Source organism: Enterobacter sp. T2 (assembly GCF_010692925.1).
GTDB lineage: Bacteria > Pseudomonadota > Gammaproteobacteria > Enterobacterales > Enterobacteriaceae > Enterobacter > Enterobacter kobei.
In genome coordinates this window covers 2,797,250-2,823,414 of sequence record NZ_CP048736.1, presented here as the reverse complement: position 1 = coordinate 2,823,414, position 26,165 = coordinate 2,797,250, and the positions used below count along the sequence as shown (strand labels likewise).

The following is a 26,165-nucleotide window of genomic DNA, read 5'->3' as shown; positions in this document are numbered from 1 at the left end:
TGTTTGACTTTGTAAGAACCGCTCCCGTCTTTTGCTTTTTATACGGCGGCTATACTGTTTAAAGGAGGCCTTATGTATCAGCGAATAGAGGGTGGGATGTGGCGTCACGTCTGGGTTGTCAGCGATATACATGGCTGTTATCACTGGCTTATGGACGAACTGAAACGCCGCCATTTTAATCCGTATGAGGATTTGCTTATTTCCGTTGGCGATTTGATCGATCGCGGTCCTGACAGCGTAAAAACACTGCAGCTCATCAATGAGAAATGGTTCAGAGCCGTGCGGGGTAACCATGAGCAAATGGCAATGGATAGTCTGGACAATAACGATTCTGCGCTGTGGGCGATGAATGGTGGAGTGTGGTTTACGCGCCTTGATCGCGAGCAGCAGGCGCTGGCGCGAACGTTACTAAACGCCTGCCGCGAATTGCCGCATATTATCGAGATAACCTGCGCAAACGGCCTCAATGTTATTGCGCACGCAGATTACCCGGCCGCGGAATACTGCTGGCAAAAACCGGTGAGCGCCCAGCGCGTGCTGTGGGACCGCGACAGGTTGATGGGCTTTATGGTGGGCAAAGGGCAGGGGATTAGCGGTGCGGATCATTTCTGGTTCGGGCATACGCCCGTCGACAGGCGGTATGATTTTGATAACCTGCACTATATTGATACCGGAGCGGTGTTCGACGGTTACTTCACGCTGGCACAGCTACAGTAATAAATAACCCGCCTTCGGGCGGGTTCTCTTTAGGTCAGGCAAGGCGCATGACCCAGGCATCGGTTTTGCTATCGTAATGCTCACGGTAAAGAACAGAGTGTTCGCCATCAAGTATCGCCGGGACGCTGGTATCCGCATCCCATGCGTCGAGTTGCATGCACAAATCCGGGTCGGATTTGCAGGGAATACTTAACGTTCGATCGCCTTGTGCTTCGCCGCGCAGCTCTGCGTCGTCGATCTCAAAAGCGCCAATACGCACGCTGGTTTTCGTCATAGTGCTCTCCGGGTCGGTTTTCAGAATCTGGTATGACCAGTATGGGCATCCATTTTTGATCGTAGACAAGGAGAGCAAAATCGCCAGTAAAAAAATGCGCTTTTTTTTAGTCGGTGGGACTGTTACCCGTAAACAACCGGCCATCGCGGACCAACTCCCGCGGATAACTATTTTTCAGCCGCGAGCCGACCTTTTTCGCCAGACCCAACGGGAAGCCCTGATACGTCACAATAACCTCATCCTGAGACGGGGTAGTTTCCGGGTAAACGTCGCGACCACGATACCACTCTTCGGCTTCCTGATGCGTCAGTTCAAACGTGTTATCGCTGTCCGCCAGGGCGATGACCGCTTCGTGCTGCCAGCGGTACCCTTTATTATGCACTTCCGCCAGGCGGATCCCGATACGTGAAAAACGGACTTTACCAATAAGCGGCTCAATGGGTGCCGGGAACAGCCATATCTCTTTATCACGCATCCAGAGGTGCAGATTCTCATCCCAGATCAGCCCAACCTTATTGGCGGCGGCTTTAAGTTGCACAGCATCGCGGCCTTTCAGCGGGGCGAACGGGAAATTGCCGACCTTAAATTTCGGGGCTGGCAGGGGAGCCACCGCCTGAGTTTTGCGCAGACGAGCCACAAAGAACCCTTCGCAGTCGTAAATCTGTGGGAACACGTGCAGGAAACCTTCCGGCGTGGCGGCCTCATCTGCCGTGGCAAACAGATCGTTAAGTGGCAGGAACTCAACGGCATCCGGGTATTGCGCTTTCAACCACAGACAGACGTCTTCGTTTTCATCGCGGTTGAGGGTACAGGTGGAGTACACCAGCGTGCCGCCGGGTCGCAGGGCGTGAAAGGCGCTGTCGATCAGTTCGCGCTGCGTGGCAGCGATCTCAAGATTGCTTTCCACAGACCAGTTCTTTAACGCATCGGGATCTTTACGCACCACCCCCTCACCGGAGCAGGGGGCGTCGAGCAGAATGGCATCGAACGCTTCCGGCAAGGCGGCGCCAAACACGCGTCCGTCAAAATGCGTCAGGGCGACATTCTGGATACCGCAGCGGCTGATGTTGGCATGCAAGACTTTCACGCGGCTGGCGGAAAATTCGTTGGCAAGAATCGCCCCGTGATTACCCATCCGGGCGGCAATTTGTGTTGTTTTCGAGCCGGGCGCGGCGGCAACGTCCATCACGCGTTCAGGTGCGTTGCCTTCTGCGAACAGGGCGGCAACCGGCAGCATCGAACTGGCTTCCTGAATATAAAACAGACCGCTCAGATGTTCTGCGGTACTTCCCAGCGGCACGGCATCTTCGTCATCGCGCTCGATCCAAAACCCCTCTGCACACCAGGGCACCGGCGTAAGCTGCCAGTTGTAGGGGGAAACCAGCGTCAGAAAATCATCGACGCTGATTTTCAGCGTGTTGACGCGAATGCTCCGGCGTAACGGACGCTGGCAGGCGGCGATAAAATCATCTAACGACAGGTGAGAGGGAAGCGCCTCGCGCATTTGCGCAAGGAATTGTTCAGGAAGAAATACGGAGTTTTGAGCCACGTGCACACCACAGGGAAAAGTTCAGGTGTGCAGTGTAACATAAAGGCTCCGGCGCGTTGACACCGGAGCCTTTCAGATTAACGCGGCAGGGCCGTTCCCCATTCACGCCACTCTTTCGGTTCGCTTTCGAGCAGCAGGAAGTGTTTCCCTGACTGCGCTTTTGGCGCCAGTGGCGTGCCCGGCGGGGTGGCAAACGCAATACCACCACGGATGAACTGGTTGAAGGTACCGGTTTTCACCACGCCCCCCGTCAGGCCGAAGTCCAGCGAGTAGCCAGATGCCAGCCAGAATACCGAGTTATTTCGTACCAGGTGCTGGTAACGGTCGCTGATACGTAACGCCACCATCACACGATCGGAGAGCGTACCAAGCGTCAGACCCGTTACAGTACCTACCTCAATACCGCGGAACAGAACCGGCGTGCCGATGCCAAGTGAGCCTGCTTCCGGGACTTCCACCACAATGCTCAGGCCACCGAGGTAGCGCGAATCGGTGATGGTGGCTTCCTGCAGTTCGAAATCACGCCGTGCATTGCCCTGGCCGGGTTCGACGTTGATATAGGGCTGCAGAATAGTGTCGAGATGTTCAACGCCTGCGGCCGAAATCTGCGGCGTCACCACCGAGAAGCGGGAACCGGTGCGGGCGAAGGTCTGCACATATTCCGGGTAGAGCACCGCGGTGGCCTGTACCTCGTTGCGGGAGGTGATCAGCGTCAGCTTCTGGATCTGGCCGATATCAATGCCCAGGTAGCGAATCGGCATGCCTTCCGCCAGCTTACCGGCATCAAACGCGTGCAGGGTAATCTGCCCACCCACGGCACGCGCGGCGGTTTCGGACGGGAAGAGAATACGCTTATCGCCCTTACGCAGGTTTGCGCCTGCACCGCTGAGGTTATCGAAGCTAATGGCGCCGCGCAGCGCGCGTGAGAGCGGGGATGCCTGCACGGTCAGCCCGTTACCGTTAAGCTGAACTTTCGCGCCGCCTTCGGCCCAGAAGACGCTGTTTGGCGTCAGCAGCTTGCGATACTCCGGCTTGATATGCAGTTCGATATCAAACGCGTCCGCACGCGGGCGAACGGCGATCACTTCCCCGACTTCAAACTTGCGATACAGCACCACAGAACCTGCCTGGACGTCCGGTAGCGTCTCGGCGCTCAAGGTCAGCGTGGTCGTCGGCAGATCGCTCAGGCTGTTTTCAATCGCTTTGTCCAGGTTGGCATACAGCGGGTAATTTTCGCGGATGGGGCCTTTATCGCCCGGCAAAATGCGAATGCCGCCGTTAACCCATTCGCTGGCACTGGCACCAAGGAACTCTACGCCGTCCAGGCCTACCTTTACATCGACGCGGCTGTTTACCACGAATTTACTGTCGCCATGGACGAGGTTGCTGTATTGCGGATCGATCGCTACCGAGAAGCTCACGCCGTTTTCGGAAAGCGTTCGCTCCAGAACCTGACCCACCTGGACACCGTGGAGGATTAGCGGCTGACCGGCTTCAATACCATAACTTTCGGGTGCATTTAGCGTAACCGTCACAACGCCCGGTTTTTGCAGCAGGGCTTTATCCGCCGGGGCGATCACGAAGTTGTTGCTTGGCTTTCCTTCACCGGGGATCAGTTCAAACGTGTTGCCGGTCAGCAAAGTGCTGAGACTGGCATCGTTCAGAGAGAGCTTCGGACTGCGCATCTCGATACGCGTTTTCTCGCGCAGGAGATCGACCACGCTGGGGTCGACGGTCATTTCGCCCGTCACCGAGCCGCCAGGGTTGAGCGTCATTTTGGTGAGCTGACCTACCTGCAGACCCTGATACATCAGCGGTGTTGATCCGGTTTTCAGACCTTTCGCATCGGGCAGAACAAGTTTGACGATCACCCCTCGCTGGCTGTGCGCCAGATCAGCATACAACCCGAACGTATCATCGGCAGCAGCAGGGCTGGAGTTCTCCGGGGAGTCAAAGGCAATCGCCCCGTTTACCAGCGCGGCCAGGCTCTCCAGCTTCACTTTAGCACCGCTCAGGCTGAGGTCGGCATCTACGCCAGACACGTTCCAGAAGCGGCTGCCTTTTTTCACCAGGTTGGTGAATCGGCGTTCGATCAGCACATCGATGGTCACGCCCTGTTTGTTCGGATTGATGGCGTAATCGTAAACGCGACCCACCGGAATTTTTCGGAAATAGACCAGCGAGCCACTGTTCAGTGAGCCGAGATCCGGCGCCTGCAGATGGATCATCAGATCGCCGTTATTGAGACGATATTTTGGCTGCGTATCCAGCGCGACAAAGTGATCCTGCGGTTCGCCCTTGCCTGGCATCATACCGATGTAGTTACCGCCAACCAGCGCATCCAGCCCCGAGACACCCGCCAGAGACGCCTTCGGCGTGACCAGCCAGAACTGCGTTTCGCTGCGCAGCGCGTCCTGCATGTCCGATTTAATGCTGACCCGCACCTGAATTTTGTTCAGCCCTTTTCCGAGTGAGATGTCCTGAACCGTACCGACTTCAACCCCCTGAAAACGAACGGGGGTTCGTCCGGCGACGATGCCGTCGGCGGTCTGGAAATCAATGGTGACGGTACTTCCGCGATCTTCATAGCTCGTCCAGATAAGCCAGCCTGCAATCATCAGGGCGATGACAGGCAGCAACCAGAATGGCGAAATGCGGCGTTTAGTTTTAATTCTCGCTTCAGTCGGCGAAGCGGGGGTTTCCTGACTCATGTGCATCCCAAAGTAAGCGGCTATCCAGCCATTCCACAGCAAGAATAGTCAATATCACCGCAGAGCCGAAATAAAAAGCTGCGGGTCCCATAGTAAAAGCAAGTAACTGGTCGCGATTTATTAGCGACATCATCAGCGAAATCACAAACAGATCCAACATGGACCAGCGGCCAATCCAGGTGACAAATCGCAGAAGCAGTATTCGGGTTCGTAATCCTTGTTCACACTTAAAGTGAATGCTGATGAGCAGGGTGAACATCACCACGACTTTGGTAAAAGGAACCAGGATACTGGCGATAAAGACGATGGCCGCCACCCCAACGTTGCTGTGTGCCAGGGAGATAATGCCGGAGAGGATTGTATCCTCCTGACGGGCACCATTCACGTAAATGATGGAAATCGGCAGCATATTGGCGGGGATCAAGAACACCAGGGAGGCAATCAGCGCCGCCCAGCATTTTTGCAGACTGTTATTGCGTCGATGCAGCAAGGGTATGTGGCAGCGCGGACAGCGCCCACGGGGATCGGGCAACCCGGTGTAATGGCATCCCAGACAGACGCGGAGATTCTCATCCGGACGGGTGGCAGGGCGCTGAGGGTAAAAACGCTCCCAGAGTTGCTCAACGTTCAGGTGGATCAGCGTCAGGATGCTGAGCAGCACCAGGCAGATAAAGGCAAAAAGCCCGACGCCCGGCTGCAGAAAAGCATAATCCTGCACTTTAATTGATGCCACGCCCACACCGACCAGATAGATATCCAGCATCACCCACTCTTTGAGTTTATCCAGCATCAGCAGCACCGGGCGAAGATTCATCCCCAGGATGTTGCCAAACCACAGATAGGCAATGGCTGCAACCAGCACCAGTGGCGCGCCAACGGTGCAAAACAGCACCATGGCAGCGGTAATCGGATCGCCCTGGCGGGTCATCTGCCAGATCCCCTGCAGCACGTTGGCATCAATGCGTACGCCAAGCAGGTAGAGCTTCAGCAGGGGCTCGGTCCAGGCGAAGGGCATCAGCAGCAGCATGGTGACGGCCATGGCGGCCAGACGGGTTAACGACCAGTCTCGGCCGTCACGAATTTTCGCGTCACATCGGGGGCAAAAGGCACTTTGGTGCGATTTCATCTTCGGCAACATAAAAAGCGTATCGCACTGGGGGCAACGCTGATAATGTGCACGAGGCAAAGCGTCTCTTACCGTATGGACCGTTATCTTTTTTGTCGGCGTAATTTTGGTTGTTTTTAAGGCCATCAGCTGCGCACAAATAAGTATTGTTGAACGTTATATTAACTCATGAACGGATTCATCTTGAGCATGAGCGCATTTAATGCTTATTTTAATAGGCTATGCGGTAATTTTGTAAGACAACTAAGTGATTGAATAATGAACAAAACAGAATTCTACGCGGATCTGAACCGCGATTTTAAGGCATTGATGGCGGGTGAGACCAGCTTCTTAGCCACTCTGGCAAATACTAGCGCATTGTTGTTCGAACGTCTCTCTGACGTGAACTGGGCTGGCTTTTACCTCCTGGAAGGTGACACGCTGGTACTTGGCCCGTTCCAGGGCAAACTGGCTTGCGTGCGTATTCCGGTAGGGCGCGGTGTATGCGGTACTGCGGTGGCCGAGAATCAGGTACAGCGTGTGGAAGATGTTCATGCGTTTGACGGGCATATCGCCTGTGATGCCGCCAGTAATTCTGAGATCGTACTGCCGCTGGTGGTAAGAAATCAGATTATTGGCGTTTTGGATATCGACAGCACCGTCTTCAGTCGCTTCACAACCGAGGACGAGCAAGGGCTGCGCGAGCTGGTGGCGAATCTGGAAAACGTCCTTGCCGGCACCGATTATCAAAAATTCTTTGCGAGCGTCGCAGGATAATCAACGGATAACGTAGCATTTACTGATAGCGTCATTATAATGACGCCTGTTCATGCCTGCGCTTGTTGGCAACGTCCGTTGTAATCAGGAAATTTCATGGAAAATCAACCTAAGTTGAATAGCAGTAAAGAAGTTATCGCATTTCTGGCCGAGCGTTTCCCGCAGTGCTTCAGCGCGGAAGGTGAAGCTCGTCCCCTGAAAGTCGGTATTTTTCAGGATCTGGTAGCGCGCGTTGAGGGGGAAATGAACCTCAGCAAAACTCAGTTGCGTTCTGCCTTACGTCTTTATACTTCGAGCTGGCGTTACCTGTACGGTATCAAACCGGGCGCAACTCGCGTGGATCTCGACGGCAACCCTTGTGGTGAGCTGGACGAGCAGCACGTTGAACACGCACGCAAGCAGCTTGAAGAAGCCAAAGCACGCGTTCAGGCACAACGTGCAGAACAGCAAGCGAAAAAACGCGAAGCCGCAGCGGCAAACGGCCAGGAAGAAGCGCCTCGTCGTGAGCGTAAACCGCGCCCTGCGCCGCGTCGTCACGATAATAACGATCGCAAACCGCGTGCAGACAAACCAGCAGCCAAAGCCCCACGTGCGCCTCGTGAAGAGCCGCGCCATACCCCGGTTTCTGACATCAACGCGCTGAGCGTGGGTCAGGCGCTGAAGGTCAAAGCGGGCAACAATGCTATGGACGCCACCGTACTGGAAATCACCAAAGATGGCGTTCGTGTACAGCTGACTTCTGGTATGTCAATGATTGTACGCGCAGAACACTTGTTGTTCTGAAACGGAGGCCAAGCCTGGCATGAACACTTTTTTTAAGCTCACCGCGCTGGCGGGTCTGTTTGCTATAACAGGCCATGCTTTCGCAGTGGACGATATCACGCGTGTTGATCAAATTCCGGTACTCAAGGAAGAGACGCAGCACGCGACGGTGAGCGAGCGCGTGACGTCTCGTTTCACCCGCTCGCACTATCGTCAGTTCGATCTCGATCAGGCCTTTTCGGCCAAAATCTTTGACCGCTATCTGAACTTGCTGGATTACAGCCATAACGTTTTGCTCGCCAGTGATGTCGAGCAATTCGCTAAGCGCAAATCCGAGGTGGGTGATGAGTTGCGGTCAGGCAAGCTGGATCTTTTCTACGACCTCTACAACCTGTCGCAAAAGCGCCGCTTTGAACGCTATCAGTACGCCCTGAAAGTGCTCGAACGTCCGATGGACTTCACCGGCAACGACAATTTCAATCTTGATCGCAGCAAAGCGCCGTGGCCGAAAGATGAAGCCGAGTTGAATGCGCTGTGGGACGGAAAGGTTAAATACGACGAACTGAGTCTCAAGCTGACCGGCAAAGATGAAAAAGAGATCCGTGACACGCTGACGCGTCGTTACAAATTTGCCATTCGTCGTCTGGCGCAGACCAACAGTGAGGATGTCTTCTCTCTGGCAATGACGGCCTTTGCGCACGAAATCGATCCGCACACCAACTATCTCTCCCCGCGCAACACCGAACAGTTCAATACCGAAATGAGCCTGTCTCTGGAAGGTATCGGTGCGGTACTGCAGATGGATGATGATTACACCGTGATCAATTCCATGGTGGCGGGTGGCCCTGCCTCCAAAAGCAAAGCGATCAGCGTAGGCGACCGCATTGTCGGGGTCGGACAAACCGGTAAAGGCATGGTCGATGTCATTGGCTGGCGTCTTGACGACGTGGTTGCACTGATTAAAGGTCCGAAAGGCAGCAAAGTTCGTCTGGAAATTCTGCCAGCGGGTAAAGGCACTAAAACCCGTATCGTTACCCTGACCCGTGAGCGTATCCGTCTGGAAGACCGCGCGGTGAAAATGTCGGTGAAAACCGTGGGTAAAGAGAAGGTGGGTGTCCTGGATATCCCTGGCTTCTACGTAGGGCTGACCGACGATGTGAAGGTTCAGCTGCAGAAACTTGAGAAACAGAACGTCAGCAGCGTCATCATTGACCTGCGCAGCAACGGCGGTGGTGCGCTGACAGAAGCGGTATCGCTCTCTGGCCTCTTCATCCCGTCTGGCCCTGTGGTTCAGGTGCGTGATAACAACGGTAAAGTCCGTGAAGATGCCGACAACGATGGTGTGGTCTACTACAAAGGCCCGCTGGTCGTGCTGGTCGACCGCTTCAGTGCGTCTGCGTCTGAGATCTTTGCCGCGGCAATGCAGGACTACGGCCGTGCGCTGATCGTGGGTGAGCCAACCTTTGGTAAAGGCACCGTTCAGCAGTATCGATCGCTGAACCGTATCTACGATCAGATGCTGCGTCCGGAATGGCCTGCGCTGGGTTCAGTGCAGTACACCATTCAGAAGTTCTACCGCGTCAACGGCGGCAGTACGCAGCGTAAAGGCGTCACGCCGGATATCATGATGCCGACAGGAACGGAAGAGACCGAAACTGGCGAGAAGTTTGAAGATAACGCGTTACCGTGGGACAGCATCAATGCTGCGACCTACGTGAAAGCGGGTGATATGACGCAATTTGGCCCTGAACTGCTGAAAGCGCATAACGACCGCATCGCGAAAGATCCGGAATTCCAGTACATCATGAAGGACATTGCGCGTTTCAATGCCCTGAAGGATAAACGGAATATTGTTTCTCTGAACTACGCCCAGCGTGAGAAAGAGAACAACGAAGACGATGCCACGCGTCTGGCCCGCATCAACGACCGCTTCAAGCGTGAAGGTAAGCCTCTGCTCAAGAAACTGGACGATCTGCCAAAAGATTACCAGGAGCCGGATCCTTACCTGGACGAGACGGTGCATATTGCCCTCGACCTGGCGAATCTGGAAAAAGATAAGCCTGCCGAGCAACCCGCTCCGGCGAAATAATCCCCCAACAGGCACAAGAAATTGTGCCTGTTTCTTTTTGTTCCGCATCCTTCCGTCAGGCAGATTTCCAATTGTGTAAAGTTGTGTCTTTCTGGTGACTTACGCCCTCCGGATGCTTGAAAATAGCCGCAATACCCATACGATGTGGGTAATCGCATAGTGCGCTTTGTTAAACTGAGGTTAAAAGAAAATTATGATGCGAATCGCGCTCTTCCTGCTCACCAACCTGGCGGTGATGGTGGTTTTCGGGCTCGTGCTAAGCCTGACAGGAATTCAGTCGAGCAGCGTTCAGGGTCTGTTGATTATGGCGCTGCTGTTTGGTTTTGGTGGCTCGTTCATTTCCCTGCTGATGTCAAAGTGGATGGCGCTGAAATCCGTCGGCGGTGAGGTGATTGAGCAGCCGCGTAACGATATGGAACAGTGGCTGATGAATACGGTGGCTCAGCAATCCCGTCAGGCCGGGATCGCCATGCCGCAGGTGGCCATTTATCATGCGCCCGATATTAACGCGTTTGCCACGGGTGCCCGTCGTGATGCATCGCTGGTTGCTGTCAGCACCGGGTTGCTGCAAAACATGAGCCGTGACGAAGCCGAAGCGGTCATCGCTCACGAAATCAGCCATATTGCCAACGGCGACATGGTGACCATGACGCTGATTCAGGGCGTGGTGAACACCTTCGTTATCTTTATCTCCCGTATCCTGGCGCAGATTGCGGCGGGCTTTATGGGCGGCAACCGTGATGAAGGTGAAGAGAGCAACGGTAACCCGCTGATCTACTTCGCCGTGTCGATGGTGCTGGAACTGGTGTTCGGTATTCTGGCGAGTATTATCACCATGTGGTTCTCGCGCCACCGTGAATTCCACGCGGATGCCGGCTCTGCGAAACTGGTGGGACGCGAGAAGATGATTGCTGCCCTGCAGCGCCTGAAAACCAGCTACGAGCCGCAGGAAGCGAACAGCATGATGGCCTTCTGCATCAACGGTAAATCAAAGTCGCTCAGTGAGCTGTTTATGTCTCACCCGCCGCTGGATAAACGTATTGAAGCGCTGCGCAGTGGGGAATACCTGAAGTAACGCGAAGCGTCACAATAAGCCGGGCAGGCGTATTCTCCGCCCGGCTTTTTTTATGCCTGAACCCTGGGCTGGGTAACGCGCAGACCGCTGACGATGGCCGCGAGGGTGGCAAGCGCGCCGGCGGTGAGCAGCGCAACGTGGTTACCGTTTTGCCCGGCAAGGTTAAACATCAGGGCAACCAGCGCCGCGCCGCTGCTTTGCCCCAGAAGGCGCGCAGTTCCCAACATCCCGCTGGCGCCGCCACTGCGGTGACGGGGCGCAGAGGTGATGATGGTGTGATTATTGGGGGACTGAAACAGGCCGAACCCCGCACCACAGAGGATCATGCGCCAGACGATGTCCAGATCGCTGGGTGATGACGGTAACAGTGCCAGCGCGAAAAGGCCGGTTGCCATGACGGCCAGTCCCACCGCACCCAACAAACCGGCATGGATACGTTCAATTAAGTAACCCGCCAGCGGCGCCATCACCATCGTCGCCAGTGGCCAGGGCGTTAGCAGCAGCCCGGTCTCCACCTCCGAACGTCCTACCACGCTTTGCAGAAAGAAGGGCAGAGAAACCAGCGCCAGCATCTGAGCGCAGAACGAGCAAATGGACGTACAGATGGAGAGCGAAAAGAGGGGGATACGCAGCAGATCTACCGGCAGCAAAGGAACGGGCAGGGCGAGCTGACGGCGAACAAAGAAGAATCCTGTTACCAGCAGGGCGATAAGCTCGATGCCGGTAAGCGCCATGGATTGCCCCTGAGCAAAGCCGCTCAGGGCTGTAATCAGCAGACCAAAGGTCAGTGCATTCATCACTGCGCTGGGGACGTCAAAACGCGGCATGGTACTTTTGGGGCCGTTAGCAGGAAGAAAACGCAGGGCAAAGAAGATAGCCACGATACCCAGCGGCACGTTTATGGCAAAGAGCCATTGCCATGAGGCGACAGAAAGTATGGCTGCTGCAATTGTTGGTCCGGCGGCGGAGGAAACCGCGACAATAAACGAGTTTATCCCCATCCCGCGTCCAAGGTGGCGCTGCGGATAGATCAAGCGGATCAATGCCGTATTTACACTCATCAGCGCCGCACCGCCAAAGCCCTGCGCTATGCGCGCCAGCGTCAGCGTGTGCAATGAGTCAGACAGGGCGCATAACAGCGAGGTAAAGGTGAACACCACCAGGCCGCACTGATAGACCCGACGGTGGCCGAACATGTCGCCGAGGAAAGAGAAGGAGAGCAGGGAAATCACAATCGCAATCTGATAGGCGTTAACAATCCATATCGAGCTGGCCGGGGATGCCTGCAGGTCGCTGGCGATAGTGGGCAGGGCAACGTTCGCAATCGCGCCATCGAGGACGGCCATTGAGATCCCAATAATAATCGTAGCAATGGCGCCATACCGCAGGGGCAAAGGCAGACCATCGGAAAGGTTCTTTTCCATCGGGGATAAAAAGCTCAGGGTGAAATTATTCTCAGGGTAACGATTTTAGCACTGTTAACGCCGTTATATGTCGCAGATTTGTAACGAAACAAACGCGCATTGATTGCAGGTAACATCACAGGAATTTATAATAAAAACCGGTTCTGATTTTTATAAAACACTCTCTATGAGGTGGTAAATGGCAATTGCGGATTTGGATAAACAGCCAGATTCTGTTTCTTCCGTGCTGAAGGTGTTTGGCATCTTACAGGCGCTCGGAGAAGAGCGTGAAATTGGTATTACAGAGTTGTCGCAGCGTGTGATGATGTCGAAAAGCACCGTTTACCGCTTTTTGCAAACCATGAAGTCACTGGGTTATGTAGCGCAGGAAGGAGAGTCTGAAAAATACTCTCTGACGCTAAAGCTGTTCGAACTGGGTGCCCGGGCGCTGCAAAACGTTGATTTGATCCGCAGCGCGGACATTCAGATGCGTGAGATCTCCCGTCTGACCAAAGAGACCATCCACCTGGGTGCACTGGATGAAGACAGCATTGTTTACATCCATAAAATCGACTCCATGTACAACCTGCGTATGTATTCGCGCATTGGCCGCCGCAACCCGCTTTATAGCACGGCAATTGGCAAGGTTCTGCTGGCGTGGCGCGATCGCGAAGAGGTGAAGCAGATCCTTGATGGTGTGGAATATAAACGCAGTACGGAACGAACCATTACCAATACTGATGAACTATTAACGGTACTCGACAAGGTGCGTGAACAAGGATACGGCGAAGATAACGAAGAGCAGGAAGAAGGGCTGCGCTGCATCGGCGTTCCGGTGTTTGACCGGTTTGGCGTGGTGATCGCGGGTTTAAGTATCTCTTTCCCAACCCTGCGCTTCTCAGAAGAGCGTCTGCACGAGTATGTGGCTGTTCTGCACACTGCCGCGCGTAAGATTTCCGAGCAGATGGGCTATCACGACTATCCCTTTTAACGCGTTTTAGCATAAAAAAACGCCGCATCTTTTGCGGCGTTTTTCGTCAGTGGTTAACCAGGCCAGTTAGCCATTATCAACCACGACGGACATCTTCCTCAGTACCGGGCAGTTGGTTAAACCAATGATGCCGCTGTCAGAATGGAGATACTGCGCCGTGCTTACGCCTTGTGCTGTTACGTACTTACACTGAATACCTAAGCCTGCTGCATTTTCGGTGCTTCCCACAAGCACACCGTAGCCGGTTAACAAAAGTCCAATCCAGAGTATCGCCAGTACTATAATCGTTCGAATGATTACGCGCATTGTTACCTCTTTTATCGTTGTTATCATGAGGCTAGCCTAAACGGTTTACGTAATGAAACAAGTGCAGGATTCTGAAAAAGACCTGATGTTGGTACAGTTAGTCCTTGTTTAAGGTCACCGTGATAACCTGGTTGTATCAGGTCTTTAGACGGAGTGTGGAGTGAAAAAAATACGCTGGGTGATTCTGATTGTCGTACTGATAGCGTGCGTGGTGTTATGGACGCAGACGATCAATGTGATGTGCGATCAGGATGTACAGTTTTTTAGCGGCGTTTGCGCAATCAATAAGTTTATCCCGTGGTAGCACGCATTTTTTCTTAAGGTGATTTCCTTCCTTCGCACCAGTGGTAAAATAGGCGTTTTTATTGAGGTGGTGAAATGGGCGAGTTACTGAACTCAGGGTTGCTGAATGTAGCATCCCTGATGATCTCTTTGGTTGTTCTGCTGGTGGGTCTGGTCATGTGGTTTTTCGTGAACCGTGCCAGTTCCCGTACAAACGAGCAGATTGAACTGCTGGAAGCGCTGCTCGATCAGCAAAAGCGTCAGAATGCGCTGCTGCGTCGTCTGTGCGAGGCTAACGAACCGGAAGGGAAAGACGAGTCAAAAGAGGCTGTCGCTGAAAACAACCAGGATCAGGACGATTTTATCCGTCTGGTGGCTGAGCGCTGATTGCCGTGTCCCGGGAGGGACTGTGGTCTGGTTCAGTCCAGGTGTAATCCCTCCCTGAAAACGCGTTAAGTGGTAAGGCAGATAATTTAGCACCAGTTAATAGTACTTTCAGGATACTGAAAACTGGCGATTATTTATCCTTATAAACGAAGCGATGAATTGTTGCATATATTCTGTATGTATCTAAGCTCAAAAATGTTTTATTTTTATCGAAACGTTTTGCTTGCCTTGTTTTGATGCAGCGTCATAAAAATTTCATTATTTTGGTGCATAACCCTCCTTATTACCTGCTGCATTTTAATACAGTTCGGTGCGGATTATTAACATTGAGTTTTTCCTGAAACAATACGCCCCCGTTGCAATGATTTAAGCATAAGTTTTCACAATTTGTTCTAACTCAATCAATTCCGAAGATTTCTTTTCACGGTTGCTGGACGCATTGTAATGATTGAGCTATGTTAAAAAAGTCTTAGATTACAGTGCTTGCGAAAGCACCGTAGAGCCTGTGTAAGGGCGTTAAGCTGTCTGTGTGTATCGCGCATAATTGTGCAAATCCTTACAGACAGTGTTCGAATTTGTGCGGCGGATCGAGACATGTTTAAAAATGGCTTGCCATATTAAACATAGTGTGTGATAACACGTTTTGGGTCAAACGAGGTACAGTTCTGTTTATGTGTGGCATTTTCAGTAAAGAAGTCCTGAGTAAACACGTTGTCGTTGAATACCGCTTCTCTGCCGAACCTTATATTAGTGCCTCATGCAGTAATGTCTCAGTTTTATCTCAGTCAATGCCTGCGGGCTAAGAAAACACTCTAAGGAATTTTGCAAATGGCAAAGATTAAAGGTCAAGTTAAGTGGTTCAACGAGTCTAAAGGTTTTGGTTTCATTACTCCTGCTGACGGCAGCAAAGACGTGTTCGTACACTTCTCTGCAATCCAGGGTAACGGCTTCAAAACTCTGGCTGAAGGCCAGAACGTTGAGTTCGAAATTCAGGACGGCCAGAAAGGCCCAGCTGCAGTTAACGTAACTGCTATCTGATCGAACCGCTGCTGACTGAAGCGCGTAGCACTTCAATCTCAGACATAAAGCCTCGCACAATGCGGGGCTTTTTTATGCCCTTATCTTTCAAAATATGACTATCCTCTGTCTCGTTAGCAACTTGTTGCAAAGCTGCGAGGTTAGAAGCACAGTTTCGCCTCCCTCAGCGCATCTTTTCCCGTTAAATCAGAGCGTTGTTTAACAGCTCTGGGGTTCAGGTGAAAAAGAAATTAATTATGAGCGCTGGCAATTTCACACCAGCGCGTTTTGCGCTGCTCTGTTTTGCTATTTTCTGCAGTCTGGCTTTTTTACTGGGTCGTGTTGCCTGGCTACAAATCATCAAACCAGACAACCTGGTGAAGCAGGAAGATATGCGATCGCTGCGTCAGCTGACGATTGATGCTCCACGAGGGATGATCACGGATCGTGAAGGCCGACCTCTGGCGGTCAGCGTGCCCGTCAGAGCCGTATGGGCCGACCCTAAAACGGTACTCGCAAAAGGGGGCGTTGGTTTTGACGATCGCTGGCAGGCGCTGGCGAGCGCGCTTCACCTCTCCCTGAATACCCTCTCTTCGCGCATTAACGCCAATCCCAGGGGCCGGTTCATTTACCTGGCTCGTCAGGTTGATCCTGCGCAGGCCAAATGGATTGATAAACTGAATTTGCCGGGAATTAACCTGCGTGATGAATCGCGCCGTTTTTACCCGGCAGGCCACGTGGCGGCCAATCTGATTGGCTTCACCAATATTGACGGGCAGGGCATTGAAGGGGTGGAAAAAAGCTTTAATACTCAGCTGACGGGTAAAGCGGGTGTCCGACAGGTAAGGGAGGATCGCTACGGCCGGGTGGTTGAAAACCTGACGGAAGTTGCGCCCACGCCAGCGCATAACATTCAGCTCAGCATCGACGAGCGGCTACAGACCATTACCGAAGACGCGCTGGATAATGCCGTGGCCTGGAATAAGGCCGAGTCAGGGGCATCGGTATTGATCAATATCCCAACCGGCGAAATACTCGCCATGGCGAGTTACCCGGACTTCAACCCCAATAACCGGGAAGGCGCGACAATTAACGATTTTCGTAACCGGGCTATTAGCGATACGTTCGAACCCGGTTCGACCGTTAAACCGCTGGTGCTGATGACGGCGCTGCAGCAGGGGCTGGTCCAGCCGGACAGCGTGATTGACACCCATCCTTATACACTTGATGGACACCGTATTCGCGACGTGGGCTACTACCCGGAGCTGACGATGACCGGGATCCTGCAGAAATCGAGCGATACCGGAGTCTCCCGGCTCTCGCTGGCGATGCCCATACAGCACCTTCTTGATACCTACCGGAACTTTGGTTTTGGCACGAACACGGGTCTTGGCTTAACGGGGGAGAGCGCGGGCCTGTTGCCACAGCGTAAGTACTGGAGCCAGCTCGACCGCGCGACCTTTGCCTTCGGCTATGGCCTGATGGTGACGCCGCTCCAGCTTGCCCACGTCTATGCGACGATTGGCGGATTTGGACTGGAGCGTCCCCTGTCGATCACCCGCATCGATCCCCCCGTTATCGGGCACCGCGTTATGCCGGAGGAGATCGCGCATGAGGTGGAGCATATGATGGAGAGCGTTGCGCTACCCGGTGGCGGTGGCGTTAAGGCCGCGGTGCGTGATTACCGCGTGGCGGTAAAAACCGGTACGGCGAAGAAGATTGATGACAGCGGCAAATATGTCGATAAATATGTCGCCTATACCGCGGGCGTCGCGCCTGCGAGCGATCCGCGTTTTGCGCTGGTCGTGGTGATTAACGAGCCTCAAAACGGGGCGTACTACGGTGGGGCGGTTTCAGCGCCGGTTTTCAGCGAAATCATGGGCAACGTGCTGCGCCTGGAGAATATAAAACCTGATGGCCTCCCGGCCGGTTCTGACCACCTTATCGTCATGCGGTAATCCAGCCGTTTTATAGCGGGGCGAATAGCGGTACACTTCGCCCTTTGGTTTATGCCCCGGAGTTGCCATGTCCTTCAGTTGCCCCCTTTGTCATGCGTCGCTGATGCGCTCAGATAAAAGTTATCGTTGTCCGCAGGGACATCAGTTTGATATGGCGAAAGAAGGATATGTGAATCTTCTGCCGGTGCAGCATAAGCGCTCCCGCGATCCGGGCGATAGTGCGGAGATGATGCAGGCACGCCGTGCATTTCTCGATGCCGGACACTATCTGCCGCTGCGGGAGACAGTTGCGCAGATGCTGGATGATATGTTGCCTGATTCGGCGTCCGCCATGCTGGATATCGGTTGTGGAGAAGGATACTACACCGCGCGGTTTGCGGAAGTGGCGCGTGAGAAGGGGGCCGTAACATTCGGTCTCGACGTGTCGAAAGTGGCCATTCGCGCGGCGGCTAAACGCTACGCTGGCGTGACGTACTGCGTGGCTTCAAGCCACCGGTTGCCGTTCGAAGATGCCAGTATGGACGCTATCATCCGCATCTATGCTCCCTGTAAAGCGCAAGAGCTTGCACGGGTGGTGAAACCCGGCGGATGGGTCATCACCGTCACACCCGGCCCGCGTCACCTGATGGAACTGAAAGGGCTCATCTATGATGACGTGCGTCTGCATGCCCCCCATTCTGAACAGCTGGCCGGTTTTACGCTGAAGCAGGAGCAGTCAGTGGCGTATCAAATGGATCTGGAGGGGCAGGAGGCGGTAGCACTGTTGCAGATGACGCCGTTCGCGTGGCGGGCAAAACCGGAAGTTTGGGCGGCGCTAGCGGCCCGGACGACGTTTAGCTGCCAGACAGATTTCAGTATCCATGTCTGGCAGCGCGACGCTTAACCCGCGAAGTGTGCCCAGAGGATCTGGGCACCAATGCCGATCAAAACGATACCGCCTAAGATCTCGGCGCGTTTACCCAGTAGCGGGCCGATAAAGCGTCCGACCATTATGCCCAGCGTGGACATAATAAGTGTTGCACAGCCAATGGCCAGCGCAGTGGCGATAATGTTAACCTGCAGGAAAGCCAGACCCACCCCGACGGCCATGGCGTCAAGGCTTGTGGCGATAGCGGTTGTCACCAGCAGCCAGAATCCATGGCGGTATTGCGGTTCCGCATCTTCATCATCCCCGCCGCGAAAACCCTCGATGACCATTCGGCCACCGAGAAACACCAGCAGAACGAACGCGATCCAGTGATTCCACTCGAGCACGAACTGGCTGGCGAGCATACCCAGACCCCAACCGATGAGCGGTGTCAGCGTTTCGATGGCGCCAAAAATCAGCCCGGTACGCAGTGCTTCTGAGAATTTAGGTTTGTGGAGCGTGGCACCCTTGCCAATGGAGGCAGCAAAAGCGTCCATGGACATGCCAAAAGCGAGAAGGATCGTAGCGGAGATATTCATAACAGCGTCCAGACCGGGGATATCCATATGACACATCACTGCCCCCAGTAAACAGCAGTTGATGTATCTATGGTCTCGCCTGATCTCTTTTGCACCGTAAGCGTGCTGAAAGCGATCCGTACGTGCCACGTTTTTCAACGAGTATGTTGACACGTACATTTCCTGCGTGCAGGAAATCGGCTACTCCCCAACGACGGGCGCAACCTTAACATATTTTGAGAATATAAAACAACATCGAGGAAGGCTTAATTTACTCGCTTTCTTGATAACGATTTTCATTTGGGTTTATGCGTGAAAATATCGTTAATGAATATAAGTAAAAAGAGGAAGGCAGATATAGCAACGGCTATATTCCTGGTGAGAAAATAGCGTAATACATAGCCGATGCTATAAATTTAACTTATTGAGTTTTAAGAAGTAATGTGTAAATTCTCTCGAGGTCATCAATATTCTTAACCCGGATGAGCAGGCGGCGTTGTTCTAATTGCATCACTAACACACCGTCTTCGGATAAATTCATCTCTTTAATGCGGTTATATTCTATCCATACATTGGCGAAGAAGAATCCGTGTTTTTTAAAAATGAGTCTTGGCGAACGGATCCAGAAAAGGTAAATCGCCATTAATGCCAGCGCACATAATAACCATGTGGTTAATATTGCACCGTGGCTGGTGACGTTATTGTAAATCAGAATGACCACCAGACCCGCGAAGATAAACGCATCAATGCGTCCGCGGCGTAAGAGGGGAAGGGTCAGCAGCGTCTCGCCGTGGCGGCGAGGCATAATGAACTCGTCATAGATAGCGTAAGCCAGAAGGGCAACAAGAAATAAAACCAGTACGATGTCCGTGACAGTCATTCATCCTCCGGATAACCGATAAAAAACCGGGGGCAAGCCCCCGGCGTCTCACGTTACTGCTTTACAGACCCAGCAGGCCGACAGCGTAGCCCGCGATACCGATGACGAAGAAGCCAACGATGATCCACAGCGGGTTCACCTTCTTACGCAGCAGCCACATACAGGCGAAGGTCAACAGCAGCGGTACCAGGCCCGGCATCAGCTGATCCAGGATAGTCTGCACGGTGGTGACGCGGGTCTGACCATCCTGGCCGGTGATGGTCGATACCACCAGCGGGATGTTCACGTGCGTCCACTTGTTCACCAGTGCCCCCATCACAAACAGGCCGAGGATTGACGCCCCCTCGGTCAGTTTCTGCAGGAAGCCGCCGCCCATATCCTTAACAATATCCACGCCCTTGCGGTAGCCGTAGGCCACGCCGTAGTAACGTGTCAGCAGTCGCACCGCGTTGAACAGGATAAAGAACAGCAGAGGACCGAGCAGGCTGCCGCTCATGGCGATCCCCGCCCCCAGTGCTGCAAAGACCGGACGAACCGTACCCCAGAAGATAGGGTCACCTACACCGGCCAGAGGACCCATCAGACCGACTTTGATACCGTTGATCGCACCATCGTCAATCTCTGCGCCGTTGGCACGCTGCTCTTCCATCGCCAGCGTTACGCCCAGAACCGGCGCGGCTACATATGGATGGGTGTTGAAGAATTCCAGGTGACGCTTAATCGCCTGACGTCGTGCTTCGTTATTTTCCGGGTACAGGCGCTTGATCGCCGGTACCATGGAGAAGCAGAAGCCCAGCGCCTGCATACGTTCGAAGTTCCATGAACCCTGAAACAGGTTAGAACGGATGAACACGCCACGAATATCACCCGGAGTGAGTTTTTTCTCGGTGGTAGTTTTTGTCATATCAACCATTTCGCTCACCTGTTAGTCCAGTTCGTTATCGAGATCGTTGTTACCAGCAGCCTGCGCTGGGGTACCCGCAACGCGGTTATATTTCGGGCTGAGCTGGATGTAGAGAATCGCCATGACGGCACCAATGACACCCAGTGCAACCAGGTTGAAGTTGGTGAATGCTGCGGTCACGAAGCCAAGGTAGAAGAATGGCATCAGGTAGCCTGCGCGCATCATGTTAATGACCATCGCATAACCAACGACCACGATCATACCGCCCGCGATGTTCAGACCGCCGGTGACCACTTCTGGAATGGCGTTCAGCATGCTCTGGACTTCACTGGTACCGACTGAGATCGCAACGATAACCGCCGGAATGGCGATACGCATCGCCTGCAGGAACAGGGATGAAACGTGGATCCAGGAGAGTGCCGTGAGGTTGCCGTTTTCGGCCGCCTTATCCGCCGCGTGCTGGAAAGCAACGGTGATGGTACGTACGATAATGGTCAGAACCTGGCCTGCTGCGGCCAGAGGGATGGCCAGAGCGATACCTGCACCGATACTCTGATGACCGGCAATAACCAGAACGGTCGAAATGATGGAGGCCAGCGCGGCATCTGGCGCAACGGCAGCACCGATGTTCATCCAGCCGAGGGCGATCATTTCCAGCGTACCCCCGATGATGATACCGGTTTTCATATCACCCAGTACGGCACCAATCAACGTACAGGCCACCAGAGGACGGTGGAACTGAAATTCATCAAGTACGGATTCCATACCCGCAATACATGCGACGACGAACACCAGCACAATCTGAAGAGTGGTAATCTCCATTGTACTTCTCCTATTACATAAGCTTTATGTGAAAAACCGGCGCGGGCTTATTTCCCAACTTTACCGATCAAATCCATCATTTTCAGTTTCTGGTCAGTGGAAACTTTACGGGCTTCCAGCTCAATACCGCGTGCATTCAGCTTGTTGAATGCCTCGATATCTTTCGCATCGACTGAAATGGCGTTGTTGACCTGCGTTTTGCCCTGACGGAACGCCATACCCCCAATGTTCACGGAGGTGATTTTCACGCCGCCTTCAACAATGCGCTCAACGTCTGTCGGGTTAGTAAACAGCAGCATTACGCGTTCACCCGCGTATTTCGGGTTGTTGTAAACGCGGATCATCTTGGCGACATCCACCACGTGCGCGGTGACGCCAGGAGGAGCAACCTGAGTCAGAAGGGTTTTACGTACGGTGTCGGCGGCAACTTCGTCGCTGACGACGATAATGCGGCGAACGTTGGTCTCTTTAGTCCAGCGCGTTGCCACCTGGCCGTGGATTAAGCGGTCATCAATACGTGCAAGGCCGATGACCATATAATCATTCGGACCCATGGGTTTTGCCGGTGTAGCCACTTTCGGTGCTGCTGCCGCGGGAGCGGGTTTCTCAACCGGCTGTGCTTTCAGGGCTTTCACGCCTTCACGGCCCGTTTCAACCGCCAGGGCGACAAGCTCATCAAACGTCGGGTTGTCGTCGCGCGCCATAAAGGTTTCCACCAGCATGGGAATGTTAACGCCGGCGACGACTTCATAATGCTCTTTATCGACGACAATACGGCTGGCAGCATTGAACGGGCTGCCGCCCCATGTATCAACGAGAAACAGCACGCCTTTGCTGGTATCCAGCTTCGAGAGTTGAGCGTTGTACTTCTCAATCAGCGTCTCGGCGTTTTCACCGGGAACGAAATCGATCCAGCCGACGTTTTCCTGCTCGCCCAACAGCATCTCTGCCGTTTTGAGTAGCTGCTCAGCAGCCCAACCATGTGTGCCTATGACAATAGCAATGGTCACTTGCTACCTCCTTTTATTATCATTAATACGCCTGCCGGGCAGACGTACTGAGAATCGTATTGGCGAACCGAATCGATTCAGATAAGGGTTAGAGTTCAAAAAACTAAGACTTCCGCGAATTATTTTAGACAGTGAAAAAATAATTTATGTGATGAAGATCCGTAATTTAGCTTTCCCGATCGAGAAAATTCTCAACACAAATTTAGTCTTATTGCGTTTTTGCAAAAGAACGTAAATCTTTGCTTAAAACCTGGTGTCTCTGATATGTTTAGCCTCCGTTTACCTGTTCAGGAGTATAGGGCTACAGCCCACTATATGGACCGTCACCGACGTCAGTCATCTTTCAGGCCAATTTGCGCCTTTTTCACCGGCGATCCTCGCCATGTAACGACTCTGTCTTCCTCTGTTTTGCCCACGTTGAGTGGGGCACCGTTTCGTCATTCCTTTAGCAGGAGCTTGTCATGGAATTCTTAATGGACCCGTCAATCTGGGTGGGATTGCTCACGCTGGTGGTGCTGGAGATCGTTCTCGGCATCGATAACCTGGTGTTTATCGCCATCCTTGCGGATAAGCTGCCGCCAAAACAGCGTGATAAAGCGCGTCTGATTGGCCTCTCGCTGGCGCTGGTCATGCGACTGGGACTGCTTTCCGTCATCTCCTGGATGGTCACGCTGACAAAACCGCTGTTCTCCGTCATGGATTACACCTTCTCCGGGCGTGATTTAATCATGCTGATCGGGGGGATATTCCTGCTCTTTAAAGCGACCACGGAACTCCACGAGCGGCTGGAAAACCGTCAGCACGACGATGGACACGGTAAGGGCTACGCCAGTTTCTGGGTGGTGGTGCTGCAGATCGTCGTGCTGGATGCGGTCTTCTCGCTGGATGCGGTAATCACGGCGGTCGGCATGGTGAACCATCTCCCGGTGATGATGGCGGCTGTGGTCATTGCAATGGCGGTCATGCTGCTGGCGTCGAAACCGCTGACGCGTTTCGTCAACCAACATCCGACGGTGGTTGTGCTCTGTCTGAGCTTCCTGCTGATGATTGGTCTGAGCCTGGTAGCGGAAGGTTTTGGCTTCCATATTCCGAAAGGTTATCTGTACGCCGCAATTGGCTTCTCGATCCTGATTGAACTGTTCAACCAGATTGCGCGCCGGAACTTTATTAAGCAGCAGTCGAATCAGCCGCTGCGTGCCCGTACCGCGGATGCCATTCTGCGTCTGATGGGCGGTCGTCGCCAGGTGAACGTTCAGTCTGATACTGAAAACCGTAATCCGGTGCCGGTTCCGGAAGGGGCGTTTGTAGAAGAAGAGCGCTACATGATCAACGGCGTGCTCTCCCTTGCTTCCCGTTCGCTGCGCGGAATCATGACCCCGCGCGGGGAAATCAGCTGGGTCGATGCGAACCTGAGCGTGGATGAAATTCGTCAGCAGTTGCTCTCTTCACCGCACAGCCTGTTCCCGGTGTGTCGCGGTGAGCTGGATGAGATCATCGGCGTCGTGCGCGCGAAAGAGATGCTGGTGGCCCTGGAAGAGGGCGTCAACGTCGAAGCCATTGCGGCTGCATCGCCTGCGATTGTCGTGCCGGAAACGCTGGATCCGATCAACCTGCTGGGCGTGTTGCGACGCGCACGCGGTAGCTTCGTTATCGTCACCAACGAGTTCGGTGTGGTGCAGGGGCTGGTCACGCCGCTGGACGTGCTGGAAGCGATTGCCGGTGAGTTCCCGGATGCCGACGAAACGCCTGAGATCGTCGCCGACGGCGAAGGCTGGCTGGTTAAAGGCACGACCGACCTGCACGCGCTCTCGCACACGCTCGGGGTGGAAAACGTGGTCAACGATGAAGAAGACATCGCGACCGTTGCCGGTCTGGTTATCGCCGTGAACGGGCAAATCCCGCGTATCGGGGATGTGATTGAGTTGCCGCCGCTGCACATTACCATTGTTGAAGCCAACGACTATCGCGTTGATATGGTCCGTATTGTTAAAGAACAATCTGTCCACGATGAAGAAGAATAGCTCTGCTTAACGCAGGGGCATTAAGGGCACAATGTGTCCGTTATGCTGTGATGGCGGGGGAGCACTTCCCGCCAGCCATTGTGGAAAGTCTCTCAGCGGCATCGGCCGCGCATAGTAAAATCCCTGCAGGACCGATACGCCATGGCGGCGCAGATATCGCGCCTGCTCCTCTGTTTCGACCCCTTCAGCCACCAGTTCGATATTGAGTCGCTGACCCAGTGCAATGATGATATCCGTCACCGTTGAATTCACGGCGTCGGTGCCAATGGCGGTGATAAACGACTGGTCGATTTTTAGTACGTCCGGGTGCAGCTTTTCAAGCCAGGAGAGGGAGCTGTTTCCGGTACCAAAATCGTCGATGGCAAGCTTCACCCCTTTGCGATGCAGTTCGCGCACAATACGATATTCCGCATCCGGAAGGGCATCCCGTTCCGTTAATTCAATCACCAGCTGCTGACGCGGGTTAGCGCTGAACCAGAGGCGGTTCAGGTCCTGTAACAACACCGCGTGACGGAAATGGCTGGCTGCGACGTTAATGCCGATGTGAAAACCGGCGCTGGAAGGAAAGTAGCCTATCTGACGTACGGTTTCGGCGAGGACATAGCGTGTCAGAGGGACAATCAGATTATGTTCTTCCGCCAGAGGAATAAACACTTCCGGGGAGATCCACCCCTGTCGCGGGTTATTCCAGCGCAGCAGAATTTCAACGCCGACGCACGCCTGAGTACGGGCATTCACCAGCGGCTGGCAGAAAAGCTCGAATTCCCGGGCCGCAATGCCCATATCAATCTCCCACGTGAAACTCATCCTGTTCGCCGTCGCCAGCCAGGCGAGATAGCCCAGCAGCAGGCTCAGCATAAGACCCAACGGAAGCTGCGCGGGCAGGGTCTTCAGGGCCAGCTCTCCTGGACCTGGCCCGCTGACGATGATGGAGAAGGGGTTGTGGGTGGATGACAGCTGAACAAGCGCGCCAGCCTTTCCGAAAGTCAGGCTATCGGTGACCCGTTGACCATAGCGCAAAAAACGATCGCCCACGGATAACGCCACATCATCAATAAGTGGACGCTCGGGCTCCAGTATCATTCTGGTGATCAAATCAATATTAATGATCTCAATGACGCCATCTTCCCCGTCCTGGGACACCGGGTTCCACTGGATCAAGATCGGACTGCCCTTCATCAGCCACCGATCGGTCGATAAAATCAGCTTCGGCGTGCTGGCGGGTAATTCCGGGAGAAAGTCGCGGATGGGAATATTACGGCTGCCGAAAACGCTGGAGCAATACAGGATACCGTCTTTGATCAGGGCAATGGAGCGTACCGTTTGCAAAATGGCCGCCTGTTTTCGCAGGGCCAAATGTGCCTGAGGGCAGGGCTGACCCACCAGCTGCTGGAACACGCTGCGGCGTTTTTCCAGCGAAAGGAGAAGATTATCCAGAGAGCGAACGGTATGGCTGCTGAAGTCGAGTACCCGCTGCTGGTTAACGTTGCGCTGAGAAATAAAGCGAGCGCCCAGGGTCAGAATGAGCGTAAGGATCGCAACCGTCACACAGACGATAACGCGTTTTCGGCGGTAGTGTTTAATGATCGTTTGTGCAGTTTGCATGAACGGTCGCCTGATAAGCCACCAGCCCCAAAAGCCGGACGCAACAGTAAAAGTGTAGTGGGGAAAGCGAAAGGAGACGAGAAAGAGGGGGGAAA

Annotated in this window: 24 protein-coding genes, 1 pseudogene and 1 riboswitch; of the genes and pseudogenes, 13 read left to right on the top strand and 12 right to left on the bottom strand. The window is 53.8% G+C overall.

The window, feature by feature from the left end:
• The first annotated feature begins 72 nt into the window (after window positions 1–72).
• Complete coding sequence (pphA, locus tag G0034_RS13495) at window positions 73–717, top strand: protein-serine/threonine phosphatase (RefSeq protein WP_179120958.1); 645 nt, start codon at window positions 73–75, stop codon at window positions 715–717.
• A 34-nt stretch (window positions 718–751) separates the two neighbouring features.
• Here the strand turns inward: pphA and G0034_RS13490 are convergent, their stop codons facing one another.
• The 4 genes from G0034_RS13490 to yebS all read right to left on the bottom strand — a co-directional run bounded on the left by G0034_RS13490 (window position 752) and on the right by yebS (window position 6,503).
• On the bottom strand, window positions 752–991 hold the full coding sequence (locus G0034_RS13490) for a YebV family protein (RefSeq protein WP_008500472.1): 240 nt from the start codon (window positions 989–991) through the stop codon (window positions 752–754).
• Between the two features lie 106 nt (window positions 992–1,097).
• Complete coding sequence (gene rsmF, locus G0034_RS13485) at window positions 1,098–2,540, bottom strand: 16S rRNA (cytosine(1407)-C(5))-methyltransferase RsmF (RefSeq protein ID WP_045134186.1); 1,443 nt, start codon at window positions 2,538–2,540, stop codon at window positions 1,098–1,100.
• A 77-nt stretch (window positions 2,541–2,617) separates the two neighbouring features.
• A complete protein-coding gene (locus G0034_RS13480; protein WP_179120957.1) occupies window positions 2,618–5,251 on the bottom strand; it encodes a PqiB family protein in 2,634 nt (877 codons plus the stop codon).
• Entirely contained in the window at window positions 5,220–6,503 is a 1,284-nt protein-coding gene (gene yebS / locus G0034_RS13475) for a membrane integrity lipid transport subunit YebS (protein WP_023337425.1), read from the bottom strand. The genes G0034_RS13480 and yebS overlap by 32 nt, the downstream gene beginning before the upstream one ends.
• A gap of 132 nt (window positions 6,504–6,635) precedes the next feature.
• Between yebS and msrC the strand changes: the two genes are divergently transcribed.
• From msrC to htpX, 4 genes are all read left to right on the top strand, one after another.
• Window positions 6,636–7,133: a free L-methionine (R)-S-oxide reductase MsrC gene (msrC, locus tag G0034_RS13470; RefSeq protein WP_014884293.1), complete on the top strand. Its 498-nt coding sequence runs from the start codon at window positions 6,636–6,638 to the stop codon at window positions 7,131–7,133.
• A gap of 96 nt (window positions 7,134–7,229) precedes the next feature.
• Window positions 7,230–7,916, top strand: a complete 687-nt coding sequence (proQ, locus tag G0034_RS13465; RefSeq protein ID WP_014884292.1) for an RNA chaperone ProQ — start codon at window positions 7,230–7,232, stop codon at window positions 7,914–7,916.
• A gap of 19 nt (window positions 7,917–7,935) precedes the next feature.
• Window positions 7,936–9,984, top strand: coding sequence for a carboxy terminal-processing peptidase (gene prc / locus G0034_RS13460; protein ID WP_014884291.1), 2,049 nt, complete (start codon window positions 7,936–7,938; stop codon window positions 9,982–9,984).
• A 193-nt stretch (window positions 9,985–10,177) separates the two neighbouring features.
• Window positions 10,178–11,059 carry a protease HtpX gene (gene htpX, locus G0034_RS13455; protein ID WP_014884290.1) on the top strand — a complete coding sequence of 294 codons (882 nt, stop codon included), beginning with the start codon at window positions 10,178–10,180 and terminating at the stop codon, window positions 11,057–11,059.
• A gap of 50 nt (window positions 11,060–11,109) precedes the next feature.
• Here the strand turns inward: htpX and G0034_RS13450 are convergent, their stop codons facing one another.
• Window positions 11,110–12,483: an MFS transporter gene (locus tag G0034_RS13450; protein WP_014884289.1), complete on the bottom strand. Its 1,374-nt coding sequence runs from the start codon at window positions 12,481–12,483 to the stop codon at window positions 11,110–11,112.
• Between the two features lie 178 nt (window positions 12,484–12,661).
• On the opposite strand from G0034_RS13450, the gene kdgR reads away from it, so the two are divergent.
• Window positions 12,662–13,453, top strand: coding sequence for a DNA-binding transcriptional regulator KdgR (gene kdgR / locus G0034_RS13445; protein ID WP_179120956.1), 792 nt, complete (start codon window positions 12,662–12,664; stop codon window positions 13,451–13,453).
• Between the two features lie 66 nt (window positions 13,454–13,519).
• Here kdgR and G0034_RS13440 read toward each other — a convergent pair whose 3' ends face one another.
• Entirely contained in the window at window positions 13,520–13,759 is a 240-nt protein-coding gene (locus G0034_RS13440; RefSeq protein WP_014884287.1) for a YobH family protein, read from the bottom strand.
• Window positions 13,760–13,919: 160 nt separating this feature from the next.
• On the opposite strand from G0034_RS13440, the gene mgrB reads away from it, so the two are divergent.
• The 6 genes and pseudogenes from mgrB to rlmA all read left to right on the top strand — a co-directional run bounded on the left by mgrB (window position 13,920) and on the right by rlmA (window position 18,286).
• Window positions 13,920–14,063, top strand: coding sequence for a PhoP/PhoQ regulatory lipoprotein MgrB (gene mgrB / locus G0034_RS13435; RefSeq protein ID WP_014884286.1), 144 nt, complete (start codon window positions 13,920–13,922; stop codon window positions 14,061–14,063).
• A 74-nt stretch (window positions 14,064–14,137) separates the two neighbouring features.
• On the top strand, window positions 14,138–14,428 hold the full coding sequence (locus G0034_RS13430) for a YebO family protein (protein ID WP_045134182.1): 291 nt from the start codon (window positions 14,138–14,140) through the stop codon (window positions 14,426–14,428).
• 671 nt (window positions 14,429–15,099) lie between these two features.
• Window positions 15,100–15,244: pseudogene (locus G0034_RS13425) on the top strand (DUF2627 domain-containing protein).
• A 12-nt stretch (window positions 15,245–15,256) separates the two neighbouring features.
• Window positions 15,257–15,466: a transcription antiterminator/RNA stability regulator CspE gene (cspE, locus tag G0034_RS13420; protein WP_001062678.1), complete on the top strand. Its 210-nt coding sequence runs from the start codon at window positions 15,257–15,259 to the stop codon at window positions 15,464–15,466.
• Between the two features lie 218 nt (window positions 15,467–15,684).
• Window positions 15,685–17,403, top strand: a complete 1,719-nt coding sequence (gene ftsI2 / locus G0034_RS13415; RefSeq protein ID WP_032629033.1) for a peptidoglycan DD-transpeptidase FtsI2/PBP3(PARA) — start codon at window positions 15,685–15,687, stop codon at window positions 17,401–17,403.
• A 67-nt stretch (window positions 17,404–17,470) separates the two neighbouring features.
• Entirely contained in the window at window positions 17,471–18,286 is an 816-nt protein-coding gene (rlmA, locus tag G0034_RS13410) for a 23S rRNA (guanine(745)-N(1))-methyltransferase (protein WP_045134181.1), read from the top strand.
• Here rlmA and mntP read toward each other — a convergent pair.
• The 5 genes from mntP to manX form a co-directional block, all read right to left on the bottom strand.
• Entirely contained in the window at window positions 18,283–18,849 is a 567-nt protein-coding gene (gene mntP, locus G0034_RS13405; protein WP_032629253.1) for a manganese efflux pump MntP, read from the bottom strand. The genes rlmA and mntP overlap by 4 nt on opposite strands.
• Before the next feature lie 10 nt (window positions 18,850–18,859).
• Window positions 18,860–19,050: riboswitch (yybP-ykoY riboswitch) on the bottom strand.
• Between the two features lie 199 nt (window positions 19,051–19,249).
• On the bottom strand, window positions 19,250–19,708 hold the full coding sequence (locus G0034_RS13400) for a DUF986 family protein (protein ID WP_179120955.1): 459 nt from the start codon (window positions 19,706–19,708) through the stop codon (window positions 19,250–19,252).
• A gap of 61 nt (window positions 19,709–19,769) precedes the next feature.
• Window positions 19,770–20,621, bottom strand: a complete 852-nt coding sequence (locus G0034_RS13395) for a PTS mannose transporter subunit IID (RefSeq protein WP_006810994.1) — start codon at window positions 20,619–20,621, stop codon at window positions 19,770–19,772.
• A 12-nt stretch (window positions 20,622–20,633) separates the two neighbouring features.
• Entirely contained in the window at window positions 20,634–21,434 is an 801-nt protein-coding gene (locus tag G0034_RS13390) for a PTS mannose/fructose/sorbose transporter subunit IIC (RefSeq protein ID WP_047624830.1), read from the bottom strand.
• Window positions 21,435–21,481: 47 nt separating this feature from the next.
• Window positions 21,482–22,444 carry a PTS mannose transporter subunit IIAB gene (gene manX, locus G0034_RS13385; RefSeq protein ID WP_014884279.1) on the bottom strand — a complete coding sequence of 321 codons (963 nt, stop codon included), beginning with the start codon at window positions 22,442–22,444 and terminating at the stop codon, window positions 21,482–21,484.
• Window positions 22,445–22,905: 461 nt separating this feature from the next.
• Here manX and yoaE point away from each other — a divergent pair, with 461 nt between their 5' ends.
• Window positions 22,906–24,465 carry a CNNM family cation transport protein YoaE gene (gene yoaE, locus G0034_RS13380; protein ID WP_014884278.1) on the top strand — a complete coding sequence of 520 codons (1,560 nt, stop codon included), beginning with the start codon at window positions 22,906–22,908 and terminating at the stop codon, window positions 24,463–24,465.
• A gap of 6 nt (window positions 24,466–24,471) precedes the next feature.
• On the opposite strand, the gene pdeD is transcribed toward yoaE, so the two are convergent.
• Window positions 24,472–26,070, bottom strand: a complete 1,599-nt coding sequence (gene pdeD / locus G0034_RS13375; RefSeq protein ID WP_179120954.1) for a cyclic di-3',5'-guanosine monophosphate phosphodiesterase PdeD — start codon at window positions 26,068–26,070, stop codon at window positions 24,472–24,474.
• Window positions 26,071–26,165: the final 95 nt, after the last annotated feature.

Excerpts from the sequence above, each read along its gene's own strand:
- pphA (WP_179120958.1), top strand. The coding sequence starts at position 73 with ATGTATCAGCGAATAGAGGGTGGGATGTGGCGTCACGTCTGGGTTGTC.
- G0034_RS13490 (WP_008500472.1), bottom strand. The coding sequence starts at position 991 with ATGACGAAAACCAGCGTGCGTATTGGCGCTTTTGAGATCGACGACGCA.
- G0034_RS13480 (WP_179120957.1), bottom strand. The coding sequence starts at position 5,251 with ATGAGTCAGGAAACCCCCGCTTCGCCGACTGAAGCGAGAATTAAAACT.
- yebS (WP_023337425.1), bottom strand. The coding sequence starts at position 6,503 with ATGGCCTTAAAAACAACCAAAATTACGCCGACAAAAAAGATAACGGTC.
- msrC (WP_014884293.1), top strand. The coding sequence starts at position 6,636 with ATGAACAAAACAGAATTCTACGCGGATCTGAACCGCGATTTTAAGGCA.
- proQ (WP_014884292.1), top strand. The coding sequence starts at position 7,230 with ATGGAAAATCAACCTAAGTTGAATAGCAGTAAAGAAGTTATCGCATTT.
- prc (WP_014884291.1), top strand. The coding sequence starts at position 7,936 with ATGAACACTTTTTTTAAGCTCACCGCGCTGGCGGGTCTGTTTGCTATA.
- htpX (WP_014884290.1), top strand. The coding sequence starts at position 10,178 with ATGATGCGAATCGCGCTCTTCCTGCTCACCAACCTGGCGGTGATGGTG.
- G0034_RS13450 (WP_014884289.1), bottom strand. The coding sequence starts at position 12,483 with ATGGAAAAGAACCTTTCCGATGGTCTGCCTTTGCCCCTGCGGTATGGC.
- kdgR (WP_179120956.1), top strand. The coding sequence starts at position 12,662 with ATGGCAATTGCGGATTTGGATAAACAGCCAGATTCTGTTTCTTCCGTG.
- G0034_RS13440 (WP_014884287.1), bottom strand. The coding sequence starts at position 13,759 with ATGCGCGTAATCATTCGAACGATTATAGTACTGGCGATACTCTGGATT.
- G0034_RS13430 (WP_045134182.1), top strand. The coding sequence starts at position 14,138 with ATGGGCGAGTTACTGAACTCAGGGTTGCTGAATGTAGCATCCCTGATG.
- cspE (WP_001062678.1), top strand. The coding sequence starts at position 15,257 with ATGGCAAAGATTAAAGGTCAAGTTAAGTGGTTCAACGAGTCTAAAGGT.
- rlmA (WP_045134181.1), top strand. The coding sequence starts at position 17,471 with ATGTCCTTCAGTTGCCCCCTTTGTCATGCGTCGCTGATGCGCTCAGAT.
- mntP (WP_032629253.1), bottom strand. The coding sequence starts at position 18,849 with ATGAATATCTCCGCTACGATCCTTCTCGCTTTTGGCATGTCCATGGAC.
- G0034_RS13400 (WP_179120955.1), bottom strand. The coding sequence starts at position 19,708 with ATGACTGTCACGGACATCGTACTGGTTTTATTTCTTGTTGCCCTTCTG.
- G0034_RS13395 (WP_006810994.1), bottom strand. The coding sequence starts at position 20,621 with ATGGTTGATATGACAAAAACTACCACCGAGAAAAAACTCACTCCGGGT.
- G0034_RS13390 (WP_047624830.1), bottom strand. The coding sequence starts at position 21,434 with ATGGAGATTACCACTCTTCAGATTGTGCTGGTGTTCGTCGTCGCATGT.
- yoaE (WP_014884278.1), top strand. The coding sequence starts at position 22,906 with ATGGAATTCTTAATGGACCCGTCAATCTGGGTGGGATTGCTCACGCTG.
- pdeD (WP_179120954.1), bottom strand. The coding sequence starts at position 26,070 with ATGCAAACTGCACAAACGATCATTAAACACTACCGCCGAAAACGCGTT.